Here is a 12,206-nt window from a genome sequence, read left to right as displayed (position 1 = left end):
TCCATAGTCGATCATTCTCATGATCTGAATCTAATATAAGTTCTGGCGCTTTTTGATCGGGTTTTCAGATGTTTTAACGTTCTTGCCAATGCTCAGCGTTGGCCTTCAGGTCGTGATGCTCTGTGTCTTGATTTGCCGGTGCCGCCTACGACGTCCCCACGCGAACGTGGGGACGATAATCAACGGCGGGTGGCGGGTGCCATCAACCGCGGCGGCGCAGGGCCTCGATGCGTTGTTCCAGCGGCGGGTGGCTCATGAACAGGCCGGCGTTGATACCGAACGCGGTCAGGCTGTCAGGCATGTTCACCGGCACGCCTTGTTCGGAGCGCAGGCGTTGCAGTGCCCCGATCATCGCGTCCGTGCCGGCCAGGCGGGCACCGGCGTCGTCAGCGCGGAATTCACGCTTGCGCGAGAACCACATGACGATGGCGCTTGCCAGAAAACCCAGTACCAGCTCGGCAAAGATCGTCGTGATGTAATAGGCAATGCCCTGACCGTTCTCGCTCTTGAAGATCACCTTGTCGACGAAATTGCCGATGATGCGGGCGAAGAACATCACAAAGGTGTTCACTACACCCTGCACCAGCGCCAGGGTGACCATGTCGCCATTGGCAACGTGGCCGATTTCGTGCGCCAGTACGGCTTTCACCTCATCCGGCGAAAAGCGCTCGAGCAAGCCCTGGCTTACCGCTACCAGTGCATCGTTCTTGTTCCAGCCCGTGGCGAACGCGTTGGCCTCATAGGCCGGGAAGATACCGACTTCCGGCATCTTGATGCCCGCGTCGCGTGACAGTTGTTCAACGGTCTGCAGCAACCATTGCTCATGGCGAGTGCGAGGCTGGGTAATGATCTGAGTGCCGGTGCTCATTTTCGCCATCCACTTGGAGATGAACAGCGAAAACAGTGAGCCCGCGAAACCGAACACAGCGCAGAAAACCAGCAGCTGATTGAGGTTCAGATCAACCCCGTTGGCCGCCATGAACCCGTTGAAGCCAAAAAGGCTCAAGGTGATGCTGGCAATCAGCACGACCGCAAGGTTAGTGGCCAAAAACAGCAAAATGCGCATCATGGTCGAAACGTACTCCTCAGGTAAATATGTAACTCGATGCCGGGTATATAAGGTGATGCCCGTCGCTATTCAACACAGGGACTATTTCAAACTGTGTCCTCTGGTCACAATCGATGGTAATCCCGGGAAGCTGAACGGCGCCTGAGCCAGAGCATTCGATGCCTGAAGGGTTTGACGCAGTGCCTGGCGGCTATTTTGGCGGGGTGGAAATAAACGGCCCCGAACGGGTCGGGGCAGTCAGGAGTAACGATAGCGAGGCGCTGGGTTACTGGCGATAACCTTTCAGGAAGTTACCGATACGGCCAATGGCCTGCTCCAGTTCGTCGACCCGCGGCAGGGTCACGACGCGGAAGTGATCAGGGTACGGCCAGTTGAACGCAGTGCCCTGAACCACCAGCAGTTTTTCCGACAGCAGCAGGTCGAGGACGAACTTTTCGTCGTTAAAGATCGGGCAGACCTTAGGGTCGATGCGCGGGAACGCATACAACGCCCCCATCGGCTTCACGCAACTGACGCCGGGAATGTCGTTGAGCAGTTCCCACGTACGGTTGCGCTGCTCCAGCAGGCGGCCGGGTGGCAGAATCAGGTCGTTGATGCTCTGGTAGCCACCCAAAGCGGTCTGGATCGCATGCTGGCTGGGCACGTTGGCGCACAGGCGCATGTTGGCCAGGATATCGATGCCTTCGATATAGCTCTGCGCATTGTGTTTCGGCCCGGAAATGGCAATCCAGCCGGACCGGAAGCCCGCCACCCGGTAGGACTTGGACAGGCCGTTGAACGTCAGGCACAGCAGGTCCGGAGCCAGCGAGGCGGTGCAGATGTGTACGGCGTCGTCGTAGAGGATCTTGTCGTAGATTTCATCGGAGAACACCACCAGATTGTGCTGGCGAGCCAGTTCCAGCATCCCCAGCAGCACCTCGCGGGAATACACGGCCCCGGTCGGGTTGTTCGGGTTGATGATGACCATGGCCTTGGTGTTCGGGGTGATCTTGGCCTTGATGTCTTCAAGGTCCGGCCACCAGTTGGCCTGCTCGTCGCACAGGTAATGCACCGGGCTGCCACCGGACAGGGCAACGGCTGCTGTCCACAAGGGATAGTCGGGGGCAGGAACCAGCACTTCGTCGCCATTGTTGAGCAACGCCTGCATCGACATCACGATCAGTTCGGAAACGCCGTTGCCCAGGTAGATGTCCTCGATACCGACACCTTCTACCTGCTTTTGCTGGTAGTACTGCATGACCGCCTTGCGGGCGCTGAACAGACCTTTGGAGTCACTGTAGCCCTGAGCGGTCGGCAGGTTGCGGATCACGTCCTGCAGGATTTCGTCCGGCGCCTCGAAACCAAACGGTGCCGGGTTGCCGATGTTCAGCTTGAGGATGCGATGACCTTCCTCTTCCAGGCGTTTGGCGTGCTTGAGCACTGGCCCGCGAATGTCGTAGCAGACGTTTGCGAGCTTGTTCGATTTGTTGAACTGCATGGTGATGATCCCGAAAATGGACGAGGTGTTACCGGCCTGCAATGAAGGTTGCTGCACGTTCGCCATGAAAATGGGTTTGTATGCGACAAACACGGGTGACAGACTGGGGTCTGAATGGGCGCAATCATACGTGCCACCTGATCTGCGGAAAAGGTACAGATCGGGCTTTTTCGAGTTTGGAGGTGTACCTGTGGACAAGTTGCAGAAAACGCTTGAAGAGTGGAAGCAGATGCTCGACCCGGAGCAATACAACGTGTGTCGCCTGAAAGGCACCGAGCGGCCGTTTTCCGGCCAATACAACGACACGAAAACAGCAGGCGTCTACCACTGCATCTGTTGCAATGAGGCGCTGTTCGACTCGCAAACCAAGTTCGATTCGGGCTGCGGCTGGCCGAGTTTTTACGCGCCGCTGGAAGGCAGTGCGGTGGTCGAAGTGCGCGATATCAGCCATGGCATGATTCGTACGGAAGTCGTCTGCGCCAAATGCGATGCTCATCTGGGTCATGTGTTTCCCGATGGCCCACCGCCGACCGGGTTGCGTTACTGCATCAACTCGGTGTGCCTGACGCTGGAACCTCGCCAATAGCGCGTGTGCGTTTATTGACCTGCATCAATCCCGGAAATTGGCGTGCGTGCTGTTCAATAGCACGCTAACGTCAACGCTTACGTTTGACCCAACCCTAGCGCCGAGGCCTCTTTTTCATGAGTGAAAACCTGCTGAACATCCCGGTCACCACGATCAAGGGAGAACAGAAAACCCTCGCTGATTTCGCCGGCAAGGCAGTGCTGGTGGTCAATACGGCCAGCAAGTGCGGCTTTACGCCTCAATATCAGGGGCTGGAAAAACTCTGGCAAGACTATAAGGACCGGGGGCTGGTGGTGCTCGGCTTTCCTTGTAACCAGTTCGGTAAACAGGAGCCGGGCGATGAAGGGGCTATTTCCGGTTTTTGCGAGCTGAACTACGGGGTCAGCTTCCCCCTGTTCAAAAAGGTGGAGGTGAATGGCGCGCAGGCTCATCCCTTGTTCGTAGAGCTCAAGCAGCAGGCGCCCGGTGTATTGGGCACCGAGCGTATCAAGTGGAACTTCACCAAATTCCTGATTGGCAAGGACGGTAAGCAGGTCAAGCGTTTCGCGCCCTTGACCAAGCCCGAAGAGTTGAAGGGTGAAATCGAGGCGCTGTTGCGTTAAGCGTGTTCAGCTGTTCTCGGCAAGCGGTATCCATTGGTCCAGAATGCCGATCAGTTCGGCACGTCTGAACGGCTTGGCCAGATAGTCGTTCATGCCTGCCGCCTTGCAGCGCTCGCGTTCGTCGGGCATGGCGTTGGCGGTCAGGGCGACAATCGGCAGGTTGGGCCAGCGGCCGCTGCTGCGGATCTGGCGGCTCGCCTCATAGCCGTCCATGACCGGCATATTGCAGTCCATCAAAACCAGGTCGAAATGGCCTTTCTCCAATTGTTCCAGCGCTTCGCCACCATGACTGCTGATGACCACTTCGCAGCCCAGTTTGGCCAGTATGCTTTTGGCAACCAGTTGATTGACCGGGTTGTCCTCCACCAGCAGCACGCGCGCCAGGCGCTGCGTTGTCTTTTCCCGCGCTGTTGCGTCTTTGGCGCTCGTTTCTTCATGGTTCAGGATTCGCCGCAACGTGTGGTAAAGCGCGTTGCGGGCCAAGGGGCGTGCCTGCTGTTGAAGCGGGGCGAGGGCGGCCACCTGTTCACCTGGCATGAAGTTGCCGTAGGCGGTGACCAGTAATATCGGCACGGGCGTCATCGGGCGGATCGCGAACAGGCACTCCGGGCAATCGGTGATCACCAGGTCCGGAGTGTCGTCCGGGTCAAGGTTATCCGCGCTGCGTCGCTTGAGGTCCACGCCCCAGTACGGCAGCAGATTGCCGAGCAGCTCGACCAGGCCGCTGCCCGCCGAGCTGATCACGGTGACGCGTCCTGTGAGCGGGGTCTGGGCGACGGCGGGCACGTGAACCGGTAATGGCAATTCGGCACAGAACTGACTGCCGAAACCGGACAGCGACTGAATGCTCAGCGTGCCATTCATGGCTTCGCACAAGTTATTGGTCAGTGCCAGACCCAGTCCGGTGCCGCCGTACTGGCGGGTGATGGCGGTTTCTGCCTGAGTAAACGGCTGGAAGATTCTGGTCTGGGCATCCTGCGCGATCCCTATGCCGGTGTCGCGCACTTCGATACGGATGCGATTCTCTCCGGAGGCAGCGTCCAGGTGGTGTGAAAGGCGCACATCTACGCGCCCAAACCGGGTGAACTTGAGGGCGTTGGACAGCAAATTGCTGACGATTTGCCGCACCCGGGTCGGGTCGCCGGTGATCATGGCCGGGAAGTCCGGCGCGATCAGGCAGGTCAGTTCGACACTGGGCGCCGCGTTCTGCGACAGCAGGTTGGCGGTGTCCTCGATCAAGGCGCCCAGATCGAAAGGAATGCGCTCGATCTCCAGATGGCCGGCGTCGAATTTGGACATGTCGAGAATATCGTTGAGCAACTCCACCAGAACCTTGCCCGAGTCGTGGGCAATCATCAGCTGCTGACGCTGTTCGGCGCCGAGCGGGCTGTCCAGCGACAACGCCAGCATGCCCAGCAAACCGTTGAGCGGTGTGCGGATTTCGTGGCTCATGTGTGCCAGAAAGGCGGCGCGCGCGTGGGCCATGTCGAGTGCAGTGCTGCGCGCTATTTGCAGCTCTTCGTTGGATTCGCGCAGGCGCATGTTGCTGGCCTTGAGCTCGGTGGTGCGCGCCGAAACGATGTTTTCCAGCTCGTTGAGGTGGTCGTTAAGTCGGTCTTCGGCCGCGCGCCGTCTGGAGAATTCGGTGCTCACGGTTTCGAACTGGCGATTGAACGTCGCGACCAGGACGCCGATTTCATCTTGCTCGTGGTGCGGCGGGCAGGTGATTTGCGCCTGATCAGGGCTGCGCGGGTCGCGGCTGCTCAATTCGCGTATGACCCTTACCAGTGGTTTGGTCAGGGTGGCGTAAAACAGAATGGTCAGGATGCCGGCCAGCGCCAGGCTGCGCACGAACCCGTTGAGCAGGGTGATTTCGGCACGTTGCAGGAAGTGACTGCCAAACGCGAAGGTGTCGACGGTGAGGTACAGTGTGCCGATGGTTTCGCTTGGCAGGTGATCGAGGTGCAGCTTCTCTTGAAACTGCCGGCTTTCGCCGAACAGCCAGTCGCTGAGTACCCGGTAACGGCCTGTGGCCGTCGGTCGCTCGACGCTGGCGAGCACGGTGTCATTGTTGTCGGTCAGCCTGGCACTGACCACCGCAGGGGAGTGCAGCAGCCCGAGGGTGAGCTCCTGAGCCAGTTCGGCATCGATGTTATAGGCAATACGCGATGCAGGATTCTGGATGATTTCCAGCAGTGATTTGATTTCCCGATTGATGGACGCATCTTCGCTGGCATAATCAATCGCAATCTGCGCCACGCTCAACAGGGTTCCAAGCGCAAAGCCGATCAGAACGGCAAGACGCGCCTGTTTGAATGAAAGCCTGTTTTTGAGCGATATATCCATGAGTAATAACTGTCACTTCTGGTGCCCGGTGCGGGTCAAGCATAGCTGATCGGCACCCGTGACCAATCAGTTAAATAGTGAGGAGATCCCGTGGATTCTCGTTTGGATGCTTTTCTGCAACGCGCAGATGCGGTGCTGGCCCGTCTGGAGCCCTTGTTGCCCGCCCTGCGTGAACCGGTCGACTGGGCCGCAACACTGGCAGCCCGTTGGGTGCGCGAGGGGCGCAGTGGCTACCTGATGCCGTTGCAGGTGAGTCTGGAGACGCGCCTGACCGACCTGGTCGGCGTTGACCGGCAGCGTGATCAGCTAGGGCGCAATACGCGTCAGTTCATTGAGCGGTTGCCCGCCAACCACGCCTTGCTGTGGGGGTCGCGTGGCACCGGCAAATCGTCGCTGATCCGGGCGCTACTGGCCGAGTACGCGTCGGCAGGCTTGCGCCTGATCGAAATCGAACGTGACCATTTGGGGGATCTGCCCCGCGTGGTCGAGCAACTGCAAAAACTGCCGCAGCGTTTTGTGCTGTTCTGCGATGACTTGTCGTTCGAGTCGGGGGAGGGCGATTACCGAGTGCTGAAAAGCGTGCTTGACGGTTCGCTGGAGCAGGCGCCGGATAACGTGCTGCTCTACGCCACCTCCAATCGCCGGCACCTGGTGCCGGAAAAAGAGAGCGACAACGCCAATTGGCAGCACGTTGACGGGGAGTTGCACCCCAGTGAGGCCGTGGAAGACAAGATTGCCTTGTCTGACCGGTTCGGGCTGTGGCTGTCGTTCTATCCGTTCACCCAGGAGCATTACCTGAACGTGGTCGAGCACTGGATCACGCAACTGGCCCAAAAGGCCGGGTTGCACTGGCAGCGCGATGAACATCTGGACAAGGCGGCGATCCGCTGGGCAACCGCCCGGGGCAATCGCAATGGCCGCTGCGCTTATCAGTTTGCGCGTTATTGGGTAGGACTTGAATTGTTGGAGCTACAGACATGATTGATTTGCAAAACACCGGAGCAGGGCAGGAAGGCTATGGTCTACTGGCCGCGCAGCTTGAGGCGTTGTTGGCCGATGAGCGGGATTTCATTGCCAACGCGGCGCAGTTCTCGGCGTTTCTCTATACCCAGATCGAGGATTTGAACTGGGCCGGTTTCTACCTCAACCGTGACGAAGAGTTGGTGCTTGGGCCGTTTCAGGGGCAGATCGCCTGCGTGCGCATCCCCTTCGGTCGCGGGGTCTGCGGTGCGGCAGCGCACACCCGGCAAACTCAACGTGTTCAGGACGTACACGCGTTTCCCGGACACATCGCCTGCGACAGCGCGTCGAACAGCGAACTGGTCGTGCCGTTGGTCAAAGAAGGGCGTCTGATTGGCGTGCTGGACCTGGACAGTCCGAGTGTGGGGCGTTTCAAGGAAGAGGATCAGGCAGGTATCGAGCGTCTGGCGGCGATCTTTCTGGCATCGACCGACTGCTGAGCCGGTCGACCGGCCGCCGTCTGGAGTCAGGCTCCAGCGGCGGCGAGGCAGTCATCAATCGTAGATGACTTTCTTCTTCCATTCCGATTCGGTGTCGTCCTGCTTGAGGCCTTCGGTGAGTGCGTTATCGTCGTCTTCGGTTGGCGCCGTGTTGGTCAGAACCATCGAATTGGCGCGGGCCAATTGTTTTTCCATTGCCAGCAGTTGCTGCTGATAGGTCACCGGGTCCGGCTGATTGCGCAAATACTGCACGCCACGCTCAAAGGCCAGGCGTGCCTGACCTGGCTGGTCCTGCGAGAGGGCGGTCTGACCAAGGTTGTTGAAAAACTCGATGTGCAGCGTCACCAGAATGGTGCGTATTTCACGGATCCAGTGTTTGGCTTCGCTGGTCTGCAGAAAACCGTCATGCGCCGCCCGCGTCACCTGGCCATGCAGGGCCTCCAGCAGAAAGCGGACGTCCTTGGCCTTGGCTTCGGTCTGGATCGGCGTGACCGGGTTGGGTATTTCAATGCCTTCCCCCTTCGCAATCTGCCCTTCCAGTTCTCCGATGCGGTGCTTGAGCTGAGCGTTGCCTTTTTCCATATTAAGCATGCGCTGCACGACATTGAGTTCCAGTCGTGCCAGCAGCAGCTTCAATGCGGGGGACATCAACTGGCCGGGGAATACCTCTGTGATTTCGCTGCAACGACGCAGACGATCACCGAGTTCGACCTTGGTACGGGCTTTTTCCAGTTTGCCGTTTTCAGCGACGTGATTCAGGTAGCCGATCGCGATCAGCAGTGCGATGCCTGCTACTACCATCAGCGTGATCATGAGTGGAGTCACTGTGCAAACCTCATTTGTGCAATTAGTTTTAGTGCGAGTGTAGTGGCTAAGCACTACTGCGCATAGATGTCCCTTTGGGAGTTTGTCGGCATCTCTTCTATATAGATTAGGCAGGTGAACGATATAGGTCAGGCTGCCGAACCCTCGGTGACCATCGGTCAGCGTCTGAACGGCATCGAAGTTATTGATTTCAATAAATTTTCAGATTGGGGTTGACGACCCCCCAAACCATCCATAGAATGCGCGCCACTTACAGCGTAAAGCACACAGCGTAGCGCAAATAAGTAGTGAATGTTGTACGTGTGTCCCCTTCGTCTAGTGGCCTAGGACACCGCCCTTTCACGGCGGTAACAGGGGTTCGAGTCCCCTAGGGGACGCCATATGCGGGAATAGCTCAGTTGGTAGAGCACGACCTTGCCAAGGTCGGGGTCGCGAGTTCGAGTCTCGTTTCCCGCTCCAGTTTTAAGCAGCATTGCTCAAGGGCGGTGTTGAGTGAAACCAGCACACATCTCCGGATGATGTCTGGAACTGAAACACACACCATTGTGTTTCAGGCAGTGTCCCCTTCGTCTAGTGGCCTAGGACACCGCCCTTTCACGGCGGTAACAGGGGTTCGAGTCCCCTAGGGGACGCCATATGCGGGAATAGCTCAGTTGGTAGAGCACGACCTTGCCAAGGTCGGGGTCGCGAGTTCGAGTCTCGTTTCCCGCTCCAAATTCACAAAAACGCCGCTCACTAGAGCGGCGTTTTTGTTTGTGCGTTTTATTGATCGGCTTATAAACAACGCCACTTATTTGAGCGGCGTTATTCAGTGCCAACCTTCAAGGCATTTGCGGTTGTTCATTGGGCCGCATATCGAATACCAGCACTTCGGCGCCAACCCCTTTGCTCAGGCTGATCCGCTGTTCGCTACGAACACGTACACCGTCCCCTTCACCCAGTGGCTTGCCATTGAGCACCACACTGCCACGCGCAACATGCACGTAGGCGTAACGGTCTGCTGCCAGTTCGAGCGTGGCCGTTTCGTCGCCATCGAACAGACCGGCGTACACACGAGCGTCCTGACGGACCTCAAGGGATCCGTTCTCACCTTCCGGGGAGATGATCAACTGCAGACGGCCACGTTTCTGTTCCGGGGCGAAGTGCGTCTGACGGTATTTCGGGGCTGCCCCCACGACATTCGGCACAATCCATATCTGCAGAAAATGCACGCCCTCGGTCTGCGAGTGGTTGAACTCGCTGTGCGAAACGCCACTGCCGGCACTCATCAACTGCACGTCGCCAGGACGAATCACTGATCCGGTGCCCAGCGTGTCCTTGTGCTCCAGCGCACCTTCCAGCACGTAGGAAAAGATTTCCATGTTGCGGTGCGGGTGCTGGCCGAAACCCTTGCCTGCGGTTACCCGGTCGTCATTGATCACCAGCAGATCGGAAAAACCCTGTTCCTGCGGGTCGCTGTAGCCGGCAAAGGAAAAGGTATGGAAGGATTTCAACCAGCCATGATCGGCCGCGCCACGGTCGGAAGCTTTGCGAACATCGAGCATGATTCATTCTCCATCGGGTATCGACGCTGCACATTCAGCGATCGATCAAGTGAGACGAAGGTTACGGCTTATCGACTGTCGCAATAAGTAGCTGAAAGATGAATCACTGTCTCGCTGAGGTTGACAGTATCGGGCTGCGCGTTACGCTCCATGCAGAATACTTTTCTGCTCACCTTCGGGCCGCGACCATGAACCCTTTTGAAGACATGCGTATTTTCTGCCAGGTCATGGAGTCTGGCAGCTTCACGGCGGCGTCCGACAAGCTCGGCCTGTCCAAGCAATTTGTCAGTCGCCGCCTGATGCAACTGGAAGACCGGCTGGGTGTGCGCCTGCTCAATCGCTCGACGCGACGTCTGGATGTGACGCCGCTGGGCCAGAGTTATTATGAATCGGCCCAGCGCTTGCTGGCCGAGGTCGAACAGGTCGAGCAGGGGATTACCGGGCAGAACAACGAGCCACGGGGCACGTTGCGCCTGAGTGCGCCGTTGTCGTTTGCGGTCGCCCACTTGGGCTGTCTGCTGCCGCAGTTTTTACAGCGTTATCGCGATGTGGCGGTAGAGGTCGATTTGAGCGACCGTCCGGTGGACGTGATCAGCGAAGGCTATGACCTGGTGCTGCGCATCGGTGTGCTGGAAGACTCCAGCCTGATTGCGCGACGCATTGCGTCGATTGATCGGGTCTACTGCGCCAGCCCGGCTTATCTGGCCGAACGTGGCACGCCCCAGACACCTGAAGACTTGCACGGTCATGACTGCCTGCCTTATGGCCACGCTCGTCAGGTGCAGTGGCGTTTTCAGGGCGTGGGCAAGGCGTCGAGTCTGAGCGTCAGTGGCCGAATGCGCGCCAATAACGGCGAGTTGCTCAAGGATGCAGCCGTCGCCGGGCTGGGTGTCACCTACCTGCCGACCTTTATTGTCAGTGCGGCGCTGCATGACGGCAGTCTGGTCCGCGTGCTGGACGATCTTCGGCCTGAGCCGCTGACGCTGTCGGCGGTCTACCCGCAACACCGTCAGGCCTCGCGGCCGGTGCAGGCGTTTATCGAGTTTCTGCGTGAGCGTCTTGATTCAAATATCGAGCCGGGTGACCGGAAGAGCTGATCCGCAGGCGCACCTCACGCTGTGCTGCGCCTGGCAAAAGCCGCCTTGCCTGCGTTGGTCAGCACGGCGTCGTTCTGCGGCGTATGCACCCGGCCGCACACAACGTTGCGGTAATGCCGCTGCAGCGGGTTGTTGCGTGACAGGCCCGGGTTGCCTGAGGCTTCGATGGCCAGTTCCACGGCGCGTATCGCATTGCCGGTTACCAGAAACTTGATCTGTGCGGCATGACTGGCGCACGTGTGGCCCTGTGCCGCGGCTTGCAGCAGGCTCTGGTTGGCGAACAGCAGGGTGTCGATATGCCCGACCGTTTCCTGAAAGCGCGGCAGGGTCGAGAGGGCAGCCCCGAGATTGGACGGTGTGCGCTGTTCCAGCCATTGCACCAGCCAGTCGCGGGCGGAATGTGCGATGCCGTCGTAGACCGAGGACAGCAGCACCGCCATCCAGAGCATGCCCGAGCCGTCCAGCTCGGCATGGGGAGCGCTCCACGGGCTGACGCTGACGGCCTGTTCGAGCGGCACCAGCACGTTGTCGAATCTGACCTCATGGCTGCAGGTGGCGCGCATGCCCAGATGGTCCCAGTCTTCGATAATGGTAATGCCCGGCGTGTCCTTGTGAACCAGCCAGCTGCCGACCAGCGGGTCGGCATCATCGCTGCGTGCCCACACGGCGAACCAGGTCAGGCCGTGGCTGCCGGTGGAATAGACCTTGCTGCCGCTGATTCGCCAGCCTTCGCGGGTGCGGCGGGCGAGGGTGCCCGGCAGGCCGCCACGGGCAGGTGTGCCCAGGTCCGGCTCGACGCGCAAGGCGTTGATCAGCGCGCCGTCACGTACCGCCTCTTCAGCAACCTGCTCGCGCAGATGGCTCGGCCAGTTGCGGTTCTCTTGCAGGCGTGAGTGCTGCAGATACTGCATGACCAGAATCAACGCGGTCGAAGGCTCGCCTTTGGCCACTGCGCTGACGACTTGCTGCGCCCGCACCAGGTCGGCACCGCCACCGCCCAGTTCTGCCGGCACCGTCAGGCCAAGCAAGCCGTGGCTGTGCAGCAACCTGAAATTGGCATGAGGAAATGCTGCGCTGACATCGTACTGTTCGGCGGTTTCAGCCAGTGCTGCGGTCAGGCCTGCCAGCCGGGCAGTGAAGTCTTCGGCTGATTCCGGTGGTTCAGAGTGCTGACGAAGCGGGGAAAGTTTCATGCGGGTT

11 protein-coding genes and 4 tRNA genes are annotated in these 12,206 nt (G+C 59.0%); 9 read left to right on the top strand and 6 right to left on the bottom strand.

Translation table 11 applies throughout. From position 1 onward, the window contains the following. Positions 1–202 precede the first annotated feature (202 nt). Positions 203–1,069 carry a protease HtpX gene (gene htpX / locus BW686_RS17835; protein ID WP_084918848.1) on the bottom strand — a complete coding sequence of 289 codons (867 nt, stop codon included), beginning with the start codon at positions 1,067–1,069 and terminating at the stop codon, positions 203–205. 265 nt (positions 1,070–1,334) lie between these two features. After that, positions 1,335–2,546, bottom strand: a complete 1,212-nt coding sequence (locus BW686_RS17830) for a pyridoxal phosphate-dependent aminotransferase (RefSeq protein ID WP_004657364.1) — start codon at positions 2,544–2,546, stop codon at positions 1,335–1,337. 190 nt (positions 2,547–2,736) lie between these two features. On the opposite strand from BW686_RS17830, the gene msrB reads away from it, so the two are divergent. Together msrB and BW686_RS17820 are read left to right on the top strand one after the other, a co-directional pair. Next, positions 2,737–3,132, top strand: a complete 396-nt coding sequence (gene msrB, locus BW686_RS17825; RefSeq protein ID WP_084918847.1) for a peptide-methionine (R)-S-oxide reductase MsrB — start codon at positions 2,737–2,739, stop codon at positions 3,130–3,132. 116 nt (positions 3,133–3,248) lie between these two features. Next, positions 3,249–3,734 carry a glutathione peroxidase gene (locus tag BW686_RS17820; RefSeq protein WP_084918846.1) on the top strand — a complete coding sequence of 162 codons (486 nt, stop codon included), beginning with the start codon at positions 3,249–3,251 and terminating at the stop codon, positions 3,732–3,734. Between the two features lie 6 nt (positions 3,735–3,740). On the opposite strand, the gene BW686_RS17815 is transcribed toward BW686_RS17820, so the two are convergent. Beyond that, a complete protein-coding gene (locus BW686_RS17815; protein WP_084918845.1) occupies positions 3,741–6,080 on the bottom strand; it encodes a hybrid sensor histidine kinase/response regulator in 2,340 nt (779 codons plus the stop codon). 90 nt (positions 6,081–6,170) lie between these two features. On the opposite strand from BW686_RS17815, the gene BW686_RS17810 reads away from it, so the two are divergent. Both BW686_RS17810 and BW686_RS17805 read left to right on the top strand, forming a co-directional pair. Further along, entirely contained in the window at positions 6,171–7,061 is an 891-nt protein-coding gene (locus BW686_RS17810; protein ID WP_084918844.1) for an ATP-binding protein, read from the top strand. Next, positions 7,058–7,540 (top strand): GAF domain-containing protein, encoded by a 483-nt coding sequence (locus BW686_RS17805; protein WP_084918843.1) that lies wholly within the window; start codon positions 7,058–7,060, stop codon positions 7,538–7,540. The genes BW686_RS17810 and BW686_RS17805 overlap by 4 nt, the downstream gene beginning before the upstream one ends. 54 nt (positions 7,541–7,594) lie before the next feature. Here the strand turns inward: BW686_RS17805 and BW686_RS17800 are convergent, their stop codons facing one another. Beyond that, entirely contained in the window at positions 7,595–8,353 is a 759-nt protein-coding gene (locus tag BW686_RS17800) for a hypothetical protein (RefSeq protein WP_084918842.1), read from the bottom strand. 316 nt (positions 8,354–8,669) lie between these two features. Here BW686_RS17800 and BW686_RS17795 point away from each other — a divergent pair. From BW686_RS17795 to BW686_RS17780, 4 genes are all read left to right on the top strand, one after another. Further along, positions 8,670–8,745, top strand: a tRNA-Glu gene (locus BW686_RS17795). A gap of 3 nt (positions 8,746–8,748) precedes the next feature. Next, positions 8,749–8,824: transfer RNA gene (locus BW686_RS17790), tRNA-Gly, on the top strand. Positions 8,825–8,924: 100 nt separating this feature from the next. Continuing rightward, positions 8,925–9,000: transfer RNA gene (locus BW686_RS17785), tRNA-Glu, on the top strand. A gap of 3 nt (positions 9,001–9,003) precedes the next feature. After that, positions 9,004–9,079: transfer RNA gene (locus BW686_RS17780), tRNA-Gly, on the top strand. Between the two features lie 107 nt (positions 9,080–9,186). Here the strand turns inward: BW686_RS17780 and BW686_RS17775 are convergent. Then, positions 9,187–9,909, bottom strand: a complete 723-nt coding sequence (locus BW686_RS17775) for a pirin family protein (RefSeq protein WP_084918841.1) — start codon at positions 9,907–9,909, stop codon at positions 9,187–9,189. A 188-nt stretch (positions 9,910–10,097) separates the two neighbouring features. Here BW686_RS17775 and BW686_RS17770 point away from each other — a divergent pair, with 188 nt between their 5' ends. After that, on the top strand, positions 10,098–11,006 hold the full coding sequence (locus BW686_RS17770; RefSeq protein ID WP_084918840.1) for a LysR family transcriptional regulator: 909 nt from the start codon (positions 10,098–10,100) through the stop codon (positions 11,004–11,006). Between the two features lie 14 nt (positions 11,007–11,020). Here BW686_RS17770 and BW686_RS17765 read toward each other — a convergent pair whose 3' ends face one another. Next, on the bottom strand, positions 11,021–12,199 hold the full coding sequence (locus BW686_RS17765) for an acyl-CoA dehydrogenase family protein (RefSeq protein WP_084918839.1): 1,179 nt from the start codon (positions 12,197–12,199) through the stop codon (positions 11,021–11,023). Between the last annotated feature and the right edge of the window lie 7 nt (positions 12,200–12,206).

The organism is Pseudomonas syringae, from assembly GCF_002157375.1.
Lineage (GTDB): Bacteria > Pseudomonadota > Gammaproteobacteria > Pseudomonadales > Pseudomonadaceae > Aquipseudomonas > Aquipseudomonas syringae_T.
This window is presented reverse-complemented; position numbering and strand designations above follow the sequence as displayed.

Excerpts from the sequence above, each read along its gene's own strand:
- BW686_RS17800 (WP_084918842.1), bottom strand. The coding sequence starts at position 8,353 with ATGATCACGCTGATGGTAGTAGCAGGCATCGCACTGCTGATCGCGATC.
- BW686_RS17775 (WP_084918841.1), bottom strand. The coding sequence starts at position 9,909 with ATGCTCGATGTTCGCAAAGCTTCCGACCGTGGCGCGGCCGATCATGGC.
- BW686_RS17820 (WP_084918846.1), top strand. The coding sequence starts at position 3,249 with ATGAGTGAAAACCTGCTGAACATCCCGGTCACCACGATCAAGGGAGAA.
- BW686_RS17770 (WP_084918840.1), top strand. The coding sequence starts at position 10,098 with ATGAACCCTTTTGAAGACATGCGTATTTTCTGCCAGGTCATGGAGTCT.
- BW686_RS17765 (WP_084918839.1), bottom strand. The coding sequence starts at position 12,199 with ATGAAACTTTCCCCGCTTCGTCAGCACTCTGAACCACCGGAATCAGCC.
- BW686_RS17805 (WP_084918843.1), top strand. The coding sequence starts at position 7,058 with ATGATTGATTTGCAAAACACCGGAGCAGGGCAGGAAGGCTATGGTCTA.
- htpX (WP_084918848.1), bottom strand. The coding sequence starts at position 1,069 with ATGATGCGCATTTTGCTGTTTTTGGCCACTAACCTTGCGGTCGTGCTG.
- BW686_RS17815 (WP_084918845.1), bottom strand. The coding sequence starts at position 6,080 with ATGGATATATCGCTCAAAAACAGGCTTTCATTCAAACAGGCGCGTCTT.
- BW686_RS17830 (WP_004657364.1), bottom strand. The coding sequence starts at position 2,546 with ATGCAGTTCAACAAATCGAACAAGCTCGCAAACGTCTGCTACGACATT.